Source organism: Oceanicola sp. D3 (assembly GCF_006351965.1).
Taxonomy (GTDB): domain Bacteria; phylum Pseudomonadota; class Alphaproteobacteria; order Rhodobacterales; family Rhodobacteraceae; genus Vannielia.
This window is the reverse complement of the sequence record NZ_CP040932.1, coordinates 1,976,383-1,993,164: the sequence shown is the minus strand read 5'-3', so window position 1 is coordinate 1,993,164 and position 16,782 is coordinate 1,976,383. Positions and strand designations below refer to the sequence as shown.

The 16,782-nt window shown below is 65.5% G+C and carries 21 protein-coding genes and 1 tRNA gene; 13 read left to right on the top strand and 9 right to left on the bottom strand.

Features of this window, described 5'->3' with window-relative positions; all coding sequences use genetic code 11:
- The first annotated feature begins 20 nt into the window (after positions 1-20).
- Positions 21-461, top strand: coding sequence for an iron-sulfur cluster assembly scaffold protein (locus FHY55_RS10100; RefSeq protein WP_140014070.1), 441 nt, complete (start codon positions 21-23; stop codon positions 459-461).
- 50 nt (positions 462-511) lie between these two features.
- Here the strand turns inward: FHY55_RS10100 and FHY55_RS10095 are convergent, their stop codons facing one another.
- From FHY55_RS10095 to FHY55_RS10075, 5 genes are all read right to left on the bottom strand, one after another.
- Positions 512-1,618, bottom strand: a complete 1,107-nt coding sequence (locus FHY55_RS10095; protein WP_140014069.1) for a cystathionine gamma-lyase — start codon at positions 1,616-1,618, stop codon at positions 512-514.
- 6 nt (positions 1,619-1,624) lie between these two features.
- On the bottom strand, positions 1,625-2,143 hold the full coding sequence (locus FHY55_RS10090) for a hypothetical protein (protein WP_140014068.1): 519 nt from the start codon (positions 2,141-2,143) through the stop codon (positions 1,625-1,627).
- Complete coding sequence (locus FHY55_RS10085) at positions 2,140-2,679, bottom strand: hypothetical protein (RefSeq protein ID WP_140014067.1); 540 nt, start codon at positions 2,677-2,679, stop codon at positions 2,140-2,142. The genes FHY55_RS10090 and FHY55_RS10085 overlap by 4 nt, the downstream gene beginning before the upstream one ends.
- Entirely contained in the window at positions 2,676-3,629 is a 954-nt protein-coding gene (lipA, locus tag FHY55_RS10080; protein ID WP_140014066.1) for a lipoyl synthase, read from the bottom strand. Before lipA ends, FHY55_RS10085 begins: the two co-directional genes overlap by 4 nt.
- A 108-nt stretch (positions 3,630-3,737) precedes the next feature.
- Complete coding sequence (locus FHY55_RS10075) at positions 3,738-4,175, bottom strand: GNAT family N-acetyltransferase (RefSeq protein ID WP_140014065.1); 438 nt, start codon at positions 4,173-4,175, stop codon at positions 3,738-3,740.
- A gap of 226 nt (positions 4,176-4,401) precedes the next feature.
- On the opposite strand from FHY55_RS10075, the gene FHY55_RS10070 reads away from it, so the two are divergent.
- Positions 4,402-4,950, top strand: a complete 549-nt coding sequence (locus FHY55_RS10070; protein WP_140014064.1) for a peroxiredoxin — start codon at positions 4,402-4,404, stop codon at positions 4,948-4,950.
- Positions 4,951-5,060: 110 nt separating this feature from the next.
- Here the strand turns inward: FHY55_RS10070 and FHY55_RS10065 are convergent, their stop codons facing one another.
- Positions 5,061-5,792 carry a GNAT family N-acetyltransferase gene (locus FHY55_RS10065; RefSeq protein WP_140014063.1) on the bottom strand — a complete coding sequence of 244 codons (732 nt, stop codon included), beginning with the start codon at positions 5,790-5,792 and terminating at the stop codon, positions 5,061-5,063.
- A gap of 102 nt (positions 5,793-5,894) precedes the next feature.
- Between FHY55_RS10065 and msrB the strand changes: the two genes are divergently transcribed.
- Entirely contained in the window at positions 5,895-6,287 is a 393-nt protein-coding gene (msrB, locus tag FHY55_RS10060) for a peptide-methionine (R)-S-oxide reductase MsrB (protein ID WP_140014062.1), read from the top strand.
- A gap of 54 nt (positions 6,288-6,341) precedes the next feature.
- Here the strand turns inward: msrB and FHY55_RS10055 are convergent, their stop codons facing one another.
- Positions 6,342-6,764 (bottom strand): outer membrane protein assembly factor BamE, encoded by a 423-nt coding sequence (locus FHY55_RS10055; RefSeq protein ID WP_254695475.1) that lies wholly within the window; start codon positions 6,762-6,764, stop codon positions 6,342-6,344.
- Between the two features lie 159 nt (positions 6,765-6,923).
- Between FHY55_RS10055 and FHY55_RS10050 the strand changes: the two genes are divergently transcribed.
- The 8 genes from FHY55_RS10050 to FHY55_RS10015 all read left to right on the top strand — a co-directional run bounded on the left by FHY55_RS10050 (position 6,924) and on the right by FHY55_RS10015 (position 13,052).
- On the top strand, positions 6,924-7,439 hold the full coding sequence (locus FHY55_RS10050; protein WP_254695474.1) for a DUF177 domain-containing protein: 516 nt from the start codon (positions 6,924-6,926) through the stop codon (positions 7,437-7,439).
- Positions 7,440-7,710: 271 nt separating this feature from the next.
- Positions 7,711-7,917, top strand: coding sequence for a 50S ribosomal protein L32 (gene rpmF, locus FHY55_RS10045; RefSeq protein ID WP_140014059.1), 207 nt, complete (start codon positions 7,711-7,713; stop codon positions 7,915-7,917).
- Between the two features lie 24 nt (positions 7,918-7,941).
- Positions 7,942-9,036 (top strand): phosphate acyltransferase PlsX, encoded by a 1,095-nt coding sequence (plsX, locus tag FHY55_RS10040; RefSeq protein WP_140014058.1) that lies wholly within the window; start codon positions 7,942-7,944, stop codon positions 9,034-9,036.
- An 18-nt stretch (positions 9,037-9,054) separates the two neighbouring features.
- Positions 9,055-10,029 (top strand): beta-ketoacyl-ACP synthase III, encoded by a 975-nt coding sequence (locus FHY55_RS10035; protein ID WP_140014057.1) that lies wholly within the window; start codon positions 9,055-9,057, stop codon positions 10,027-10,029.
- 194 nt (positions 10,030-10,223) lie between these two features.
- On the top strand, positions 10,224-10,526 hold the full coding sequence (gene ihfA / locus FHY55_RS10030; protein WP_140014056.1) for an integration host factor subunit alpha: 303 nt from the start codon (positions 10,224-10,226) through the stop codon (positions 10,524-10,526).
- A gap of 50 nt (positions 10,527-10,576) precedes the next feature.
- The gene (locus FHY55_RS10025; protein ID WP_140014055.1) at positions 10,577-11,752 is read left to right on the top strand and encodes a MerR family transcriptional regulator; all 1,176 of its coding nucleotides are present in this window, start codon (positions 10,577-10,579) and stop codon (positions 11,750-11,752) included.
- Between the two features lie 74 nt (positions 11,753-11,826).
- A tRNA-Pro gene (locus tag FHY55_RS10020) sits at positions 11,827-11,903 on the top strand.
- A gap of 111 nt (positions 11,904-12,014) precedes the next feature.
- On the top strand, positions 12,015-13,052 hold the full coding sequence (locus tag FHY55_RS10015; protein WP_140016076.1) for a 2'-deoxycytidine 5'-triphosphate deaminase: 1,038 nt from the start codon (positions 12,015-12,017) through the stop codon (positions 13,050-13,052).
- An 18-nt stretch (positions 13,053-13,070) separates the two neighbouring features.
- Here FHY55_RS10015 and FHY55_RS10010 read toward each other — a convergent pair whose 3' ends face one another.
- Complete coding sequence (locus tag FHY55_RS10010; RefSeq protein WP_140014054.1) at positions 13,071-13,985, bottom strand: hydrogen peroxide-inducible genes activator; 915 nt, start codon at positions 13,983-13,985, stop codon at positions 13,071-13,073.
- A gap of 175 nt (positions 13,986-14,160) precedes the next feature.
- Between FHY55_RS10010 and FHY55_RS10005 the strand changes: the two genes are divergently transcribed.
- Entirely contained in the window at positions 14,161-14,826 is a 666-nt protein-coding gene (locus FHY55_RS10005) for a VIT1/CCC1 transporter family protein (RefSeq protein WP_140014053.1), read from the top strand.
- A 74-nt stretch (positions 14,827-14,900) separates the two neighbouring features.
- Here FHY55_RS10005 and FHY55_RS10000 read toward each other — a convergent pair whose 3' ends face one another.
- Complete coding sequence (locus FHY55_RS10000) at positions 14,901-16,037, bottom strand: DUF6456 domain-containing protein (protein ID WP_254695473.1); 1,137 nt, start codon at positions 16,035-16,037, stop codon at positions 14,901-14,903.
- Between the two features lie 219 nt (positions 16,038-16,256).
- Between FHY55_RS10000 and FHY55_RS09995 the strand changes: the two genes are divergently transcribed.
- On the top strand, positions 16,257-16,601 hold the full coding sequence (locus FHY55_RS09995) for a DUF6477 family protein (protein WP_254695472.1): 345 nt from the start codon (positions 16,257-16,259) through the stop codon (positions 16,599-16,601).
- The last annotated feature ends 181 nt before the right edge of the window (positions 16,602-16,782 follow it).

Sequence of the window (16,782 nt, the reverse complement as noted above, 5' to 3'; positions counted from 1 at the left end):
GCACGTGCCGGAGGCCAGCCATGAACGCCGAAAACGACCTGATAAAGCTCTATTCGGGCCGGATTCTCTCGCTTGCGGGGGATATCCCGCTGACAGAGCGGCTTGCCGAGCCTCAGGCGACCGTGAAAAAGCGCTCGCCGCTCTGTGGCTCAACCGTGACGGTGGATCTGGTTTTGGAGGGCGGCAAGATCGCCGCGTTTGGGCAGGATGTGAAAGCCTGCGCCTTGGGGCAGGCCTCGGCGGCAATTCTTGGTGCGCAGGTGATTGGGCGCACGGCGGAAGAGATCACCGCCGCCCGCGATCAGCTGAAGGCCATGCTGACGGAAGACGGGCCTGTGCCGGAGGCCCCGTTTGAGGGGTACGAGGTGCTGCTGCCGGCGCGTGGCTACAAGAACCGCCATGCCTCGATCATGCTGGCGCTGGAGGCCACCGCCGAAGCGATGGCGCAGGCCACGGGCTGAAGCGGCCAGCCCTTTCGATGCAACTGACGCCCAGTAGCAACGACCTCACGTTAGAGCCTATCCAACGCCTCTTTCAGAGCAGCCCAAAGCGGCTCTTGCGGCTCGCAGCCGATTGAAAGCCGCACGAAGCCGGGGGCAACCTCATCGCCCCAGCGCGCGCGACGTTCGGCGGAGCTGTGGACGCCGCCGAAGGAGGTGGCGGGGCGCAGGAAGGGGCAGCCGTCGATGAAAGCCTCGGCCGTTGCGGCGTCTTTGAGGGTGAGACCGATGAGGAAGCCGTTGGTTTCCATCTGAGTGGCCGCGAGATTGTGCGAAGGGTCGCCGGGCAGGCTGGTGTGACGGCAGAGGGCGATGGCCGGGTGGGCGGCGAGCCGGGGGGCCAGCGCCTTTGCTGTGGCGCACATGGTTGCAAAGCGGAGCGGCAGGGTTTCGAGGCTGCGGTGAAGCAGCCAGGCCTCGAAGGGGCCGGGAATGCCGCCCGCAACGGTGCGCCAGCTGCGCACCCGCTCCATCAGTGCGGGATCGCGGCTGGCGACATGGCCCATCAGGTTATCGGAATGTCCGCCGGGGGCCTTGGTGTCGGACGCGACGACCACATCGGCCCCCAGCTCCAGCGGGCGTTGGCCGAGCGGGGTCATCGTGGTGTTGTCGATCACGGTGATGCCCCCTGCCCCGCGCACGGCCTCGCAGGTGGCGGCAAGGTCCACCAGATCGAGGCCGGGGTTGGAAGGTGTTTCGATAAAAACAACAGAAATGCCCTCGAAGCCGCCCTCGGCAAAGGCGGCTGTGGGGCGTTCGATGATCTCCACTCCAAGGCCGCTCAGGAAGAGATCGGCCAGCTTGCGCACGTTGTAATAGCCATCCGAGGGCACCAGCAGCTTGTCGCCCGCGTGGAGCGTGGCAAAGAGCGCCGCCGAGATTGCACCCATGCCAGAGGGGAAGAGCAACGCGGGGGCGTCCTCCAGATGCGAGAGCAGGTGCTCGGTGGCCTCCCATGTCGGCTGGTCAGCGCGGCCATAGCCAGGCACGCCGCCCGGCTCGCCAGGCAGGTGATACATGGAGGCCATCGTGATCGGCGGGGCGATCGGGTCGCCCTTGGTGAGGGTCTGGCCCCGCAAGTGCAGGAGTTCGGCGGCTTTGGTGGGCGTGTCTGTCATTGGGTATTACCGGATCGGGAAGTTGCAGGAGAGGAGCGCATTCATCGCCCGCGTGCCCTCGGACACATGGAAGCGGGCGAGCAGCTCGGTATGCGGGGTGGCATGCGGCCCGGCGACGTAGAGCACGGGGCCGCGGGCGGTTTCGGTGACGAAGGCGCGCATGGCGTCGAGGCTGGGGAAGTCGTGCGAGAATATTCCCCGTTTGCCGGTGCCGCGCAGCTTGCCGGTGAGCGGGGTGCTCTTCTGGCCGCTGGAGGCGAAGGAGAGGAAGGTTTCACCATCGGCCACGGGGATGGTGGCGCGGCTGCCGGGGGCGAGCCAGAGCACGAGCCTGAAATCGGATTTGCGGCGGTTGGCATCGCGCATCGTAAGCTCGATGCGTGCGCCATTCTCGCCCAAAGCCGAAAGCGCGCATTCCCCCGCGCCCGGGGCGGCGGAGGGGCGTTTGTGTAGCATCCAGCGCTCGGCGGATGCGGCGGCCGGGGCGAGAGCGAGCGTTACGGCAAGGGTAAGCAGGCGGATCATTCGGCGGGTTCCGGGGCAGGATCACAGGCGAGCAGCAGGGCGAGCGCCTCTTCGGCGCCCTTGGTGTCGAACCCGGCCAGCACTCCGGCCTCCGGGTGAAACAGCGTCAGCCGCCCCGAGCGGGTGGCGAGGATGAAGCGGGCCGCATCTTGGACGGAGGCGAAGGGGTGGTTGAAGCGCCAGAAGGCGGCATCGGGGGCGAGCGTTCCCTCAAGCTGCACGGCGGGGGAGCCGGCGGGGCGGAAGGCGAGCGCAACCTCACCATCAGGCAGCGGCAGCAGCTCGCGCAGGCTGGGGGTGAGCCAGAGTTGCAGCGCGAAGCCGGGGGTATCTGGCCGGGCCTCTGCCACAGCGGGGGCATGAATGGCGAGTGCTGCGCCCTCCTCAGAGGTCAGCGCAGCGGTGCAGGTGGCCTTGGCGGAATCGGTGCTTACCGCCCAACCTGCACGGGCGCTCTGGCCCGTGACCGGGGCGATGAGCGAAGGGAAGAGCGCGGCGCTCGCGACGAGCGCAGCGATGAGCCCCCTGCCCGTCATGCTCCGGCGAGTTTGGCCAGACGGTTCTCGCGCAGGCGGGCAAAGTCATCTCCGGCGTGGTAGGACGACCGGGTGAGCGGGCTGGCGGAGACCATGAGAAAGCCCTTGCCGTAAGCGGCCTTCTCGTAGGCGGCGAATTCTTCCGGCGTCACGAAACGGTCGACCGCGTGGTGCTTGGGGGTGGGCTGGAGGTATTGGCCGATGGTCAGAAAGTCGATGTCGGCAGCGCGCATATCGTCCATCACGGCGTGAACGGCCTGCTTGTCTTCGCCGAGGCCGACCATGATGCCCGACTTGGTGAACATCGTCGGGTCCAGCTCCTTCACCCGTTGCAGCAGGCGCAGGCTGTGGAAGTAGCGGGCGCCGGGGCGGACCTCGGGGTAGAGGCCAGGCACGGTTTCGAGGTTGTGGTTGAAGACGTCGGGGCGCGCTTCGACGACCACCTCCAGCACCGAGGGGTCACAGCGGATGAAGTCGGGCGTCAAGATCTCGATGGTGGTGCCGGGGGCCTGCTTGCGGATGGCGCGGATCGTCATCGCGAAGTGTTCGGCGCCGCCGTCTTCGATATCATCCCGGTCGACCGAGGTGATGACCACGTGGTTCAGCCCCAGCTTCTTCACCGCATCGGCCACGCGGCCGGGCTCGAACACATCGAGCGCCTCGGGCGGCTTGCCGGTGGCGATGTTGCAGAAGGTGCAGGCGCGGGTGCAGACATCGCCCATGATCATCATGGTGGCGTGGCCCTGGCTCCAGCATTCGCCCACGTTGGGGCAGCCCGCCTCTTCGCACACCGTTGTCAGGCGGTTTTCGCGCATGATCTTGGCGGTGGCGGCATAGCCCTTTGAGGTCGGGGCCTTCACCCGGATCCATGCCGGTTTTTTCGGCTGGGGATTGTCGGGCTTCTTCGCCTTCTCGGGGTGGCGCAGGCGGGGTGGGCTTTGGTCGGTCATCTTGTCGGGCCTTTCGGGGCGCGTTTGGTCCCTAGATAGCGCGTGGGCAGGCCCGGGGAAAGGGCCTGCAACGGGGGCCATGCGCGGGGTGCAGGGCTGGGGCGAGGCTTAGGCAGGGCTTGTCCAGAGATGCTCGACATTCATCAGCCCGGAGCCCTCCTCGCGCTCGCGACACAGCTCGACAAAGCCCTCGCGGCGGTAGAAGCGGCGGGCGGTGCGGTTCTCTTCATAGGACCAGGCGACCATTTGGCTTTGGCCGGCGCGGGCAAGGGTCAACAGCTGCAGGCCAACACCCCTGCCCCGCGCGGCGCGGGCCACGTAGAGACCACAGAGGTGGTGGCCTTCCCGGTTGAAGAACCCGATGACCTCGCCCGCCGCCTCAGCGACCCATGTGGGGTGCGCGGCAAAGACCTCGGCCCAGAACGCGGCCATCGGCTCCAGCGCATCCATCGGGTCGATCCAATCCACCTCTGCGCCCCACGCGCGGATGATGCGGGCGCAGGCTGTTGCGTCTTCAGCGGTGCCGGGGCGGTAGGTGACGGGCATGGTTGCAGGCTACTGCGCCGCCCTCGCCCGGTCTACAGCGGGACGCTCGCCGCGCAAGCCATGCGTTGCCTGCATGGGTTGCGGTGGAGCGGTTGCGGGGCCGTTGGAATCGCTCTAGGCAGAGCGCGAGGAGGAGTGCCGCCCCGATGGGGTGGCGTATCGGATGAAACAGGTCCGGTTGCTTCTCGCTATGGGTTGCGCCGGACGAGCTATGCGAGGCAAGCCCATGAAAACCGGAATGAAACTTCCCGATGTCACCTTCCACACCCGCGTGCGCGACGAGGCCGTGGGCGGCCCCAACCCGTTCCGCTGGGAAGACAAGACAACGGCGGATTACTTCGCCGGCAAGCGCGTGGTGCTGTTTTCCCTGCCCGGCGCCTTCACCCCAACTTGCTCCACCTACCAGCTGCCCGGTTTCGAGAATGGATTTGCCGATTTCGCCGCCGAGGGTGTGGATGCGATCTACTGCATGAGCGTGAACGACAGCTTCGTGATGAACCAATGGGCCAAGGCGCAGGGGCTGGAGAACGTGCAGGTCATCCCCGATGGCTCGGGCGAGTTCACTCGCCGCATGGGGATGCTGGTGCGCAAGGACAACCTTGGCTTCGGCCTGCGCTCGTGGCGCTATGCCGCCGTGGTGAAGGACGGCGTGGTGGAAGCGTGGTTTGAAGAGCCGGGGCTGTGCGACAACCACGGGGAAGACCCGTATGGCGTGAGCTCGCCGGAAACCGTGCTGAACTGGCTGAAAGAGGCCAACGCGGCCGTCGCGGCTTAAGGGCTTTTGCTGTGGTGGGCAGATTGCCCACCCTACGGGCGCGGGGCTTTGGCTTCGCGCCTTTTCTTTTGCGTTCCGCGCTTCAGGACGAGGCCCGGCCTGAGGGGCTATCAGACGGTGGCGCGGAAGGCTGCGGCGCGGTTGGGGGGGATTGCCTCGATCTCCAGCCCGGTGAAGACGTGGAAGGTGCCAAGATCCTCATCCACCACCCCATGGTCGGAAACCCAGCCGCCGAGCATCAGGAAACTGCGCAGAAGCGGCGGCATTTGCAGGGTTGCGCGGCGTTTGTCGGGGGTGTGGTCGGGCAGATCGGCAAAGCGATGCACCTGAGCGGATTTTATCTCTGGGCGCCACTCCGGCGGGCCGATGTGGCGGGCACGCAGCAGGGCGAGCGCATCCAGATGCTCCGACAGATCCGTGCCGTGAAACGAGGAGCAACCGAAGAGGAAGCGCACATCATGGCTGTCGATATAGTCGGTCATGCCGACCCAAGCGGTGCGCAGAATATGGGGGTCGCCCCGGAAATCGGGGTTGATGCAAAAGCGGCCCATCTCCAGCACCGGCCCTTCGTAGCTGGCCAGCGGCGCGGTGCCGTAGAACTGCGCGGTATAGCCCGAGGCAATTTCGGCCCCACCTGAGAGCGACAGGAGGCGAAAGCAGCAGGCGAGCTTGTTCTGGCTGAGGTCTTCGACCAGCACATGCAGCGCACGGGCATCAAACGCATCAGCGTCGGGGGCCTCGGGATCGCCACGAAACACCGCGCCGCGCAGGGCGAAAATGGCAGGCAGATCTTCTTCACCGGCCAGTCGGACCTGGTAACGGCCTTTTGTCAGCGCCCTCATCTGCCCGGCCTCCTCGCGTGTTTGCGAAATCTGGGTGTGCCCCTAGATATGGTTGGGCGCGAAGATAGGCGCAAGTTGTGACGGGAATATGGAAGGGCGAGCATGGCCGAGATCGAGAAAACGGACGAGGAATGGCGGGCGCAGCTTGGCGATCTGGCCTATAAGGTGACGCGCAAGCACGGCACCGAGCGGGCCTTTACCCATGACGACTTTCCCAAGGATCCGGGCGTTTTTACCTGCACCTGCTGCGGCGCGCCGCTTTTTGACCAAGGTCAGAAGTTTGACAGCGGCACCGGCTGGCCGAGCTTTTGGGCGCCCAAGGAGGGGGCCCAAGTGGGTGAGAGCGTGGACCGCAAGTTTTTCATGACGCGGACCGAGGTGCATTGCGCGCGCTGCGAGGCGCATCTGGGCCATGTCTTTCCTGACGGCCCGGAGCCGACCGGGCTGCGTTATTGCATCAACGGGGTGGCGCTGGAGTTTGAGCCGGACGCGTGAGTGTGGCTCGGCCCCCAACCTGCCGCAGATGCGTCGGGTTGGGGCGGATTTCGCTTAGTCGAGGAAGTCGGAAGCTTGGAAGCGCCCGAGGTTGCCCAGCAGCTGGCGCAGGAAGCTGACGCCCTTGACGTTGCTGACGGTCACACGCCGCGACAGGGCCACAACATTGCCGTCCCGCAGGGTGAACCGCTCAATATTGCTGACGCGGCCAGCCTCGGTGAAGGAGATTGCCACAAGCTGACGGTCAACAAACTCGGGCTCGCGCGGGCCCCATGTGCGGGTACGGGCGGAGAGGTAGTAATAGCCGCTTTCGCGCAACACGCCGTAGCCCGCGGGCGAGCCCACCGCCTCGATCACGCTTTCGCGGGTGTCCACCCCCACTTGCAGCGCTGCAAGATCGGCATCGGAGGGCGTGTAGCCGTGATTGCGCATGCGCGCCGTGCACGCCGCAAGCGACAGCACAAGTGCCAGAAGCACCAGCCCTCTTGCTGCGCCGGAGCCTGCCCTCGACAAAGCCGCCATCTTCCCCTCGTGCCTCAGTTTCTTTTGTCTGGTAATCGGCTTACAGAAGGATGGTGCCTACATCAAGAAAGGAAGCACATGGCCTCTGCACGTGATCCGGCCGGGAATCCCGATATGATCCGCCTCTCAGACCTGCCTGTGAAGCGACCCACGCGATTTGCGCTGGAGCCGGAGCAAGGCGAGCTTGCGAAGATCGCTGATGGGCTGGGCCTGCTCGGCCTGCGCAAGATGCGCTTTGCCGGAACGCTCTCGCCCATGGGCCGACAGGACTGGGCGCTGGAAGCGGACCTGGGTGCAACGGTTGTGCAAAGCTGCGTGGTTACACTGGAGCCGGTGACGACGCGGATCGAAGAGAAGGTGGTGCGCCGCTACCTCGCCGAGTTTTCCTTCCCCGAAGAGGAAGAGGCGGAGATGGGCGAGGATGACGAGGCAGAGCCGCTGCCGGCCGTGCTCGATTTGACCGAGGTGATGCGCGAGGCGCTCGCGCTTGCCCTGCCCGCCTTCCCCCGCGCCGAGGGCGTGGAATTGGGAGAAGCGGTGTTTACGGAGCCGGGCGCGGAGCCGATGACCGAGGAGAAGGTGAAGCCTTTTGCCGGGCTGGCCGAGTTGAAGAAACGGATGGAAGAATAGGCAGGCGGCGGGGCCTTGCTGATGCGGCTGGCTCGCGGCGGATAGGTGAGGCCGCCAAATCGGCCGGGTGCCGCCGTTGAGAACGGGGTGCCACGCCCGCTCGCCCACCAAAACTCCGGGCTTGCTTTTCAAGAAAACTTTCGTATTTTGCCGCCTCCCTGCGGATCGGCGCTTGATCGGTGCTGCGGGGCGGCGTATGACGCGCCGGACGAGATTCCCGAAGACGCCGGGGCCGCAGATGATGTGCCCTGCCCAGACCCGAGGTTGAGACATGGCTGTCCCTCAGAATAAGATCACGAAGTCGCGCCGCAACATGCGCCGTTCGCATGATGCGCTCGTGGCCGACAATCCCGCCGAGTGCTCCAACTGCGGCGAACTCAAGCGTCCGCACCACGTGTGCGGTGCCTGCGGCCACTATGCCGACAAGGAAGTTGTCGCCGCGGCCGATGAGATCGACTTCGACGAAGACGCTGCTTGAGTGTGAAGGATCGCGCGCGCGGACATGAGTGACGCCGCCGAAACCCAAGCTCCGATGCTCCCGGCCCTTTCGGGCCGGGTTGTCATTTCTGTTGATGCGATGGGGGGAGACCTCGGCCCGGCTGCCGTTGTGGCCGGTATTGCGCAATCGGCAGACAAGAACCCCGACATCGGTTTCATCCTGCATGGCCCAGCTGACGAGCTGCGCCCGCTGATCGAGAAGCGGCGGCTGGCGTCGCGCGTTGTGATTCGTGATGCGACGGGCGTTGTGCAGATGGACGACAAGCCCAGCCACGTGATGCGCCACGGCAAGGGCACTTCCATGTGGTCGACCATCGAGGCCGTCAAAAAGGGCGAGGCCGCTGTGGCTGTGAGCTGCGGCAACACCGGCGCGCTGATGGCCGTGAGCATGCTGCGGCTGCGCAAGATCGAGGGCGTGAACCGCCCCGCCATTGCCTGCCTCTGGCCCTCACGCAACCCCAACGGCTTCAACATCATGCTCGATGTCGGCGCCGATATTCGCGCTGACCAGCAGGACTTGCTGCAATATGCGCTAATGGGCATGAGCTATGCCCGCAACGGCATGGGGCTGTCGCGCCCGCGTGTGGGGTTGCTCAACGTCGGCACCGAGGAGACCAAGGGCCGCGCCGAGCTGAAGGTGGCCCACGACCTTATCGACGAAGCGGCGGTGAAGAACGATTTCGACTTCGTCGGCTTTGTCGAGGGCGGCGACATCCCGAGTGACCGGGTTGATGTGATCGTCACCGATGGGTTTACCGGCAACATCGCGCTGAAAACCGGTGAGGGCACCGCCAAGCTGATCGGGGACTTGCTGCGGCAGGCCTTCAAGCACACCCCGCTTTCGCGCCTTGCCGCCCTGCTGGCGCTGACCTCGCTGAAGCGGCTCAACAAGCGGATTGACCCGCGCCGGGTGAACGGGGGCGTCTTCCTCGGGCTGAACGGCACGGTCGTAAAAAGCCACGGCAGCGCTGATGCGACCGGGGTCTCCTCCGCGATCAAACTGGCCTTCCAGCTGGCCCAGTCGGGCTTTACCGAGCGCCTCGCCGCACGCCTTGCATCGGTGGGCCACGCGGGGCAGGATGCGCCGCATAACGAATGAGAAGAGGCAGCTGAGAGCATGGTGGTTCGGGCCGTTGTAAAGGGCGTCGGGCATTATCTGCCCGACCGCGTGGTTCCGAACACTTGGTTCGAGGATCGACTGGATACATCCAACGAGTGGATCGTTTCGCGTTCTGGCATTGAGCGGCGGCACTTTGCGGCGCCGGGCGAAACCACGAGCCAGATGGCGGCCAAGGCCGCGCGCGCCGCACTGGCGCAGGCCGGGCTTGAGCCTTCGGACATCGACGCGATCGTCGTCGCCACCTCAACGGCCGATTTCACCTTCCCCTCTGCCGCGACGATGGTGCAGGCCGAGCTGGGCATGGAGAACGGCTTTGCCTTTGACATCCAGGCGGTTTGCGCGGGCTTCGTCTTTGCCTTGTCCAACGCGCAGGGGCTGATCCTCGGTGGTCAGGCCAAGCGGGTGCTGGTGATCGGCGCCGAAACCTTCAGCCGCATCCTCGACATGGAAGATCGCTCCACAGCGGTGCTCTTTGGCGATGGCGCCGGGGCGCTGGTGCTGGAGGCCGAAGAAGGCGCTGGCACCTCGGAGGACCGCGGCGTGCTGGCGACCGACCTCAACAGCGACGGGCGCTATCGCGAGTTGCTCTATGTTGACGGCGGCCCCTCGGCCACCCGCACCACCGGCTTTTTGCGGATGCAGGGCAAGGAGGTGTTCCGTCACGCGGTGGAGAAGCTTGCTGCCACCGCGCATACCGCGCTGGATAAGGCCGGGCTGGCTGGTGGAGACGTAGACTGGCTGGTGCCGCATCAGGCCAACCTGCGGATCATCAGCGCCACCGCCAAGAAGATGGGCCTTCCGATGGAGAAGGTGGTGGTGACGGTGCAGGACCACGGCAATACCTCTGCCGCCTCGATCCCGCTGGCGCTGTCGGTGGGCGTGGCCGAAGGCAAGATTCAGCCGGGGCAGGTTGTGGTCTGCGAGGCCATCGGCGGCGGTCTGGCGTGGGGCGCGGTGGTGCTGCGCTGGTAGGCCCCGCCATCGGCGGGCCTTCGCTTGATTCCATGCTCACAGCGCAGCCCGTTTCGGCACAATCTGTGAACACGCCGGCCCCGAGGGGCGTGAACCGGCTAAATCCAGTGAATAAACAGCACCTTCCAACCTGCTGATATTGACTCGGAATTTCCTCTGCCCCATCCTCTCCCGAAACCAACGGGGGACTGAACATGGCCGGCAAGACACTGACGCGGATGGACTTGAGCGAAGCGGTGTTTCGCGAGGTGGGCCTCAGCCGAAACGAAAGCGCGCAGCTGGTAGAGAGCGTTCTGGCCTATATGTCAGACGCGCTGGTGGCCGGTGAGAGCGTGAAGATCTCGTCCTTCGGCACCTTCTCGGTGCGCGAAAAGGCCGCTCGTGTGGGCCGCAACCCCAAGACCGGGCAGGAAGTTCCGATCAGCCCCCGCCGTGTTCTCACCTTCCGCCCTTCGCACCTGATGAAAGATCGCGTGGCCGACGGGAACCGCAAATAATCCTGCCGCAGACGCAGGCTGGCATGAGGGAACAGAGCAAGGGATAGCCCATGGGAAAAGCGCCCGACGCCTTTCGCACGATCTCCGAGGTGGCCGACTGGCTGGGCGTGCAGACCCATGTTCTGCGCTTCTGGGAAAGCAAGTTTTCGCAGGTCAAACCGCTGAAGCGGGCCGGAGGGCGGCGCTATTATCGCCCTGCCGACATGGAATTGCTGGGCGGCATCCGCAAGCTGCTGCATGAAGACGGGCTGACGATCAAAGGGGCCCAGAAGTTTATCCGCGAGAACGGTGTGAAAGCGGTGGCCGAGCTGTCGCCACCCGTGGACGGGGCCGAAGCGCCTGCGGTGGAGCCCCCTGCCTCTGGCGTAGAAGCTGCGGCGGCCATGGTGCCGGAGACGGAGGCTGAGGTGCATGTGCACCCGGCGCCGGAGGAGCCCGCGCCTGACGTGGAGGTTGCCGGAGAAGACCCTGCACCTGCGGTCAGCGAGCCGGAGCCCGATGTGTTTGACAGTGCTGTCAGCAGGGAGGGCGAGGAGCCCGCCCCGGCTGCCGAGGTGCATATTCAGCGCGATGGGCCGGAGGAGGCCGTGGATGTCACGGGCGAGGAGCCTGCGCCCGCTGTGGAGCCGGAACCCGATGTATTCGATAGCGCCGTCAGCATGGAGGGCGAGGAGCCCGCCCCGGCTGCGGAGGTGCATATTCAGCGCGATGGGCCGGAGGAGGCGGTAGATATCACCGGCGAAGAGCCAGCGCCTGCTGCTGAAGTGCTTGTTCTTGATGCGGGCGAGGCGGAGGCTGCGCCAGAGCAGAAGGCCAACATCTTCGGCGACGTGGACGGTGACGACGAAGACGAGCTGGAGCTGCCCAGCTTCATTCGCAAGCCGATGGAGGGGCGCGAAACCACCATCCCCCCCGTTACCCCCGGACCGCCACCGTTGGCGGAGACAGAGGGAACAGCCGAGGAGGATGCGCGGTTTGAGGGCGTTGGGGCCGGGTCTGTGCCAGACCGTGAGCCGCCGGAGGAGACCGAGGCGGTTGAGGAGAGTGTGGAGCACGAGGCTGACGCCCCTGCCCTCGCGCCGGTAGACTTTGCTGCCGCTGCTTCACCTGACACGGAGATGCCTGTGCCACCGCCATCAAGCGCCACGCCCGAGCCGGACATTGACCGGGCTCAGATCCTCCCGCTCTACGAGCGTTTGCTGGCGTTGCGGGCGCGGATGGGATGAGCGGACGGCAGAGAAACGAGGGCTGCCGATCTCCCCTTGCATGGGACGCAGAATCGTCTAAAAAGCCCGAACGTCGGGCTATGGCGCAGTCTGGTAGCGCGTCCGTCTGGGGGACGGAAGGTCGCAGGTTCAAGTCCTGCTAGCCCGACCAACAGTTTCACGAACGCCCGCACCCGAAAGGGTTGCGGGCGTTCGCTTTGAAGGGGAGCGATAGGTGAGCGACGAGCCCTTGGGCGTGCTGCCCGGACAAGCGATTGCCGCGATGATCGCGCGGGGCAGCCTGCGCGGAGAACCTGCAGTGGGTGACGCCCAGATCCAACCCGCTAGTCTGGATTTGCGTTTGGGAACTGTGGCTTACCGGGTGCGCGCCTCCTTTTTGCCGGGCAAGGGTGCCAAGGTTTCGGAGCGTCTGGATGAGTTCGGCATGCATGAGGTCTCGTTGGAAGACGGGGCTGTGCTGGAAAAGGGCTGCGTCTACCTTGTGCCGCTGATGGAGAGCCTCGCGCTGGAGCCGGGGCTGACTGCGGTGGCCAATGCCAAGAGCTCCACCGGGCGGCTCGATTTGCTGACCCGACTTGTGACCGACGAAGGCGTGGAGTTTGACAGGGTGCCTGCGGGATACGAAGGCCCACTTTATGCCGAGATTTGCCCGCGCAGCTTTTCGGTGCTGGTGCGGCCCGGGATGCGGCTGAACCAGCTGCGCTTTCGCCGGGGCCAAGCTGTGCTGGATGACGCCGCGCTGCGCGCCCTGCACCAAGAGGTGCCGCTGGTGGACGGGCCTGCGGTGATCGACGAGGGCCTCGGCTTTTCGGTCGATCTGCAGCCGGGAGAGGCCGGGCTGGTGGGCTACCGCGCCAAGCCGCATACCGGCATCATCGACCTCGACCGGATCGGCGAATACCGCGCGGCGGAGTTCTGGGAGCGGATCGAGACCGACGAGCACCGGATCATCCTTGATCCCGGCGCGTTTTATATTCTGGTCAGCCGCGAGGCGGTGACGATACCACCGATGTATGCCGCCGAGATGGCACCCTACCTTGCGTTGGTTGGAGAATTTCGGGTGCATTACGCGGGCTTCTTTGACCCGGGATTCGGCCACGCGGAGGCGGGCGGCGCTGGCTCGCGGGGCGTGCTGGAGGTGCGCTGCCATGAAGCGCCGTTCGTGCTGGAGCATGGGCAGGTTGTGGGGAGGCTGGTGTATGAGCGCATGGCTGAGCGGCCTGAGCAGCTTTATGGCGCTGGTATTGCCTCGAACTATCAGGGCCAGGGGCTGAAGCTTTCAAAGCATTTCAGGGCCTGACGCGGCGCGCACTTCGGCTCACACCGGGGCTTGCGCAAGCCGGGTTTGCCCCGCTTCTCGCAGAATCTGTGCAAGGCCGCTGAACCAGCCGTCATCCATCGCGGTGCGTCGGCGCAGCAGGCCGATGCGGCGGGCAGGTTCGGGCGCACCGAAGCGGCGAAGGGCGAGATTGGGGGAGGCCGCGCATTCGGCTGCGGCGGCGAGCTCTGGCAGGAAGGTAAAGCCAAACCCCTCGGCCACGAGGCCGGAGAGGGTTGCGAGGGAGGATGCACCAAGATCGACGCGGGTATCGGTGCGGCGCAGGGCGCAGACTTCAAGCGCCTGATCGGCGAGGCAGTGCCCCTCCTCAAGCAGCATTAGGCGGCCCGGATCAAGCGCCTCGGGGCGCAGGCCCGCGCCCTGCCCTGCCAGCGTGGCGGAATTGCCTGCGAGCAGGAAGCGATCTTCAAAGAGCTCTTCTTCCACAAGCCCGGCACGCCCCGAGGGCAGCGCAACCACTGCCGCGTCCAGGCGTCCGGCTTCGAGCGCATCCAGCACCCGCTCGGTCTGGGCCTCGCGCACGCGAAGCTCCAGCCGCAGATTGCGTGAGCGGATCAGGGGCAGAGCAACCGGTAGCAGGTAGGGCGCGATGGTGGGAATCACCCCCAGAGACAGCCGACCGCCCAGCCCCTCCTGCCAGCGGGCGGCCTGTTCCAGCGCGTCCATCGCGTTTAGCACCGCCTTGGCATGAGTGAGAAGCTCGTGGCCAGCCGGGGTGAGCACTGCGCGGCGTGGCTGACGCTCCACAAGGCGGAGCCCTGTTTGGCTCTCCATTTCCTTGATTTGCTGGCTCAGGGCGGGCTGGGAGACATGCACGATCTCTGCGGCACGCACGAAGCTGCCGGTTTCGGCAAGGGCCACGAAATAACGAAGTTGGCGAAGCGTGAGGTTCATAAGGCCGTCTAATGGCCTGGCTCATCATATGCAATTTTTGATTATGATCGGCGCGTGGCATAATGCGCGGAGCACTTTGCGGGGCACCCGTCGCTTGACCTCGCGCAAGGTGCTATGCACGGGAGTGAGCAAAGCTGCAGATGCTCTGACCAATACAGCGAGGCATCCTCCCGTCATGCGCCTGACCCCACACCTCAAACAGATCACCTATGGTGGCAATGACGGCATCGTCACCACCTTCGCCATCGTGGCGGGCTTTGCCGGCGCGGGGGCCGACGGGGCGGCCGGGATTGGCGCGCTGGCGGTTCTGGTTTTTGGGCTGGCCAATCTCTTTGCCGATGGGGTGTCGATGGGGCTTGGCGAATTTCTATCAACCCGCTCGGCGCGGGCGCTCTACCGGACAGAGCGGGCGCAGGTGCTGGCAGGTGCAGATGCGGCAGCGCTTGAGCGGATGTTGCAGGCGCGTGGGCTGACAGAAGAAACAGCCGCGCAGGCCGCCGCACACCTGAAAGAAAGCCCCTCGCTTGTGGCCGACTTGCTGGCCGGCGCGGGCGTGGCCATGCCCGACATGCGCGGCGCGCGGCCCGCGCTGGATGGGCTTGTGACCTTTCTGGCCTTCATCGCCTTCGGCTTTGTTCCACTGTTGCCCTTTTTGCTGGCCGGGCCGGAGGCGGGCAGCCTTGGCGCCTCTGTTGCCGCGTCCTTGGCGGCGCTGATCGCGCTTGGTGCCTTGCGGGCCCGGGCCACCGGCGAGGCGCTGTGGCTGGCATTGGCAGAGGTGCTGGGCGTGGGGTGCCTCTGCGGCCTTGTGGCCTTTGCGGTTGGGGCTTTGGTTGGCTGAAAACCCGCGCAGGGTGCACCCCGCGCGGGCTTCTGGGGAAGAGGCTGCTCACCTCAATTCGTTAAACAAAGCGATCAGCCGATCATATGAGCCTCGGGGCCGTAGGTTTCTTCATAGTGGCGCTTCAGCCGTTGCAGCGCGATGCGGAGCACGATCTTACCGGACCGGGCAGACCAGCCCATCCGCTTTTCTGCAGCCTCAAGCCCTTCGAGAAAGCAGCAGCACCGCAGCACCATATCGCCAAGGCCGGGGCCAAGATCGCGCAGCGCCTGCGCCACGCGCTCACGGCTGGCCGCCGGGCCATTGGCCGGGCCGCTGGAGCCGCCAAACTGGCCGCGCGTGCCTGCGGTGAGGAAATTATCCCAGTTCTGAGCAACGCGCGGGCCCATCTGGGCCATCTCGAAGTCTTCGCGCAGACGCTCGGCAGCGGCGACCAGATCGGCGGAGAGGAAGGGTTTGCCATCTTTCTCGCGGCGGCGGGAGAGCGCGGTGACAGGGCTTTCGGCGCGGTTGTAGCGAATCTTGCGGGGCCGGTCCTCGCCCGCGTCACGTGCCTCCATATCGGCGTGCTGCATGGCGAAGGGTGTCATCGCTTCGGCAAAGCCCCCTGCCCCGCAGTCGGTTTCAGCGAGCATCCGCTTGAGTGCGGTGCGGCCCGCAGCGGTGATGGCATAGCTGGCCACCCGGCCCGGCTTGCGCAGGGCAATCCACTCTTTCAGCGCGAAGGCCTGGGCCACTTCACGGTCAACAACCGCGGTGCGGGTTGAGCGGCCATCGGCGAGGCTGCGCACAACAGCGGCCTTTTCCATATCGGCCGCGATGGCGAGCACCGCACCGCTCTCGGACAGGCGGCGCAGGATGCGGCGGCCTTCGCGGGCCACGGTTTCTTCGTCACAGATCTTGCGGTCGGGGGTGAAGTGGCGGCTCATGGTCAGGGTCTCCTTGGCGGCCCGGGTCTGCCCCGTGGCGTCGCTGAACTTGAAGTGAGCTTGCCCGAGGCTGGCAAGAGCCTCATCGACAAGCGGGTCATCACGACGCTGTTCAAACCGCCTGATCCGCCTGAGCATGGTGGAGGCGTGTACCCCTTCCGATCGCGCGAGCCCGCGGATCGTCCGGCCTGCCTCGATATGGCTCAAGTAGTTCAAGGCACTTCTGGGCACCCAATCTGGCACCATCTCGGAGTCCTCCACGTCTCCGTGAATTCCGGTCATTCCGTCCGTCCCCTTCGGCAGTCTTAACTCTTTATATATGTCTCCAGCATATACAACCTAGAGGCGAATTGGTTACCCAGAAGTTAACAATGCGTCGTAAGGCTAAGAATTGTCTAAAATTCATGAGAAATCCCTGCAGGTCCGTGCGCTCTCCCACAGATCGCGCAACACCCGCTTAGGTTGTGTGAGGATGCGATGGTCAAGCACAGGAGATAGACCATGGCCAACGACACCCCCACCTGCACCAGCGACGCGAAAACCGGAAACCAGAAGCGCAAAACCCTCGGCCCGCTCAGCGGCCTGCGCCGCCCAAGCCTTTTGATCCGCGCGGCGCGGCTCGGGCTGACAGACTACTCCCGCACCCGCGACCTGAAGCGGATCATGCGCGTCACCACCCTGCCCGCCCCGACCCGCGCGGTGCGTGACCTGCTGGAAACCGAAGCCGCGATGGAGGAAGGTCGCCAGGAGGGCCTTTCGACCTATTCGGTCATCCGCCACGTTGAGGTGATGATCGCGCTGATGGCCGAGGCCCGACTGCTGCCGCATGGTCCGGTGGAAAGCTGACGCCCAGACAGCCGCGGAGCCGCCTCACATGCGGTGCTAGGCTCTGTCAGATTGCACGGCTGCGCGCTGTCTGGCGCAGCCCATGCCCGCGCCACTACGCGGCTGGTGCGGGTGCCGTAGGCGGATACCTCATATCCAGTTGACGTGGATTGCTTTTGGATATGAAGGGCTTAAGAGCGCA

Excerpts from the sequence above, each read along its gene's own strand:
- FHY55_RS10025 (WP_140014055.1), top strand. The coding sequence starts at position 10,577 with ATGGGAAAAGCGCCCGACGCCTTTCGCACGATCTCCGAGGTGGCCGAC.
- FHY55_RS10100 (WP_140014070.1), top strand. The coding sequence starts at position 21 with ATGAACGCCGAAAACGACCTGATAAAGCTCTATTCGGGCCGGATTCTC.
- FHY55_RS10005 (WP_140014053.1), top strand. The coding sequence starts at position 14,161 with ATGCGCCTGACCCCACACCTCAAACAGATCACCTATGGTGGCAATGAC.
- FHY55_RS09995 (WP_254695472.1), top strand. The coding sequence starts at position 16,257 with ATGGCCAACGACACCCCCACCTGCACCAGCGACGCGAAAACCGGAAAC.
- FHY55_RS10010 (WP_140014054.1), bottom strand. The coding sequence starts at position 13,985 with ATGAACCTCACGCTTCGCCAACTTCGTTATTTCGTGGCCCTTGCCGAA.
- FHY55_RS10065 (WP_140014063.1), bottom strand. The coding sequence starts at position 5,792 with ATGAGGGCGCTGACAAAAGGCCGTTACCAGGTCCGACTGGCCGGTGAA.
- FHY55_RS10095 (WP_140014069.1), bottom strand. The coding sequence starts at position 1,618 with ATGACAGACACGCCCACCAAAGCCGCCGAACTCCTGCACTTGCGGGGC.
- msrB (WP_140014062.1), top strand. The coding sequence starts at position 5,895 with ATGGCCGAGATCGAGAAAACGGACGAGGAATGGCGGGCGCAGCTTGGC.
- FHY55_RS10090 (WP_140014068.1), bottom strand. The coding sequence starts at position 2,143 with ATGATCCGCCTGCTTACCCTTGCCGTAACGCTCGCTCTCGCCCCGGCC.
- FHY55_RS10070 (WP_140014064.1), top strand. The coding sequence starts at position 4,402 with ATGAAAACCGGAATGAAACTTCCCGATGTCACCTTCCACACCCGCGTG.
- FHY55_RS10075 (WP_140014065.1), bottom strand. The coding sequence starts at position 4,175 with ATGCCCGTCACCTACCGCCCCGGCACCGCTGAAGACGCAACAGCCTGC.
- rpmF (WP_140014059.1), top strand. The coding sequence starts at position 7,711 with ATGGCTGTCCCTCAGAATAAGATCACGAAGTCGCGCCGCAACATGCGC.
- ihfA (WP_140014056.1), top strand. The coding sequence starts at position 10,224 with ATGGCCGGCAAGACACTGACGCGGATGGACTTGAGCGAAGCGGTGTTT.
- FHY55_RS10015 (WP_140016076.1), top strand. The coding sequence starts at position 12,015 with ATGATCGCGCGGGGCAGCCTGCGCGGAGAACCTGCAGTGGGTGACGCC.
- FHY55_RS10035 (WP_140014057.1), top strand. The coding sequence starts at position 9,055 with ATGGTGGTTCGGGCCGTTGTAAAGGGCGTCGGGCATTATCTGCCCGAC.
- lipA (WP_140014066.1), bottom strand. The coding sequence starts at position 3,629 with ATGACCGACCAAAGCCCACCCCGCCTGCGCCACCCCGAGAAGGCGAAG.
- FHY55_RS10050 (WP_254695474.1), top strand. The coding sequence starts at position 6,924 with ATGATCCGCCTCTCAGACCTGCCTGTGAAGCGACCCACGCGATTTGCG.
- FHY55_RS10085 (WP_140014067.1), bottom strand. The coding sequence starts at position 2,679 with ATGACGGGCAGGGGGCTCATCGCTGCGCTCGTCGCGAGCGCCGCGCTC.
- plsX (WP_140014058.1), top strand. The coding sequence starts at position 7,942 with ATGAGTGACGCCGCCGAAACCCAAGCTCCGATGCTCCCGGCCCTTTCG.
- FHY55_RS10000 (WP_254695473.1), bottom strand. The coding sequence starts at position 16,037 with ATGACCGGAATTCACGGAGACGTGGAGGACTCCGAGATGGTGCCAGAT.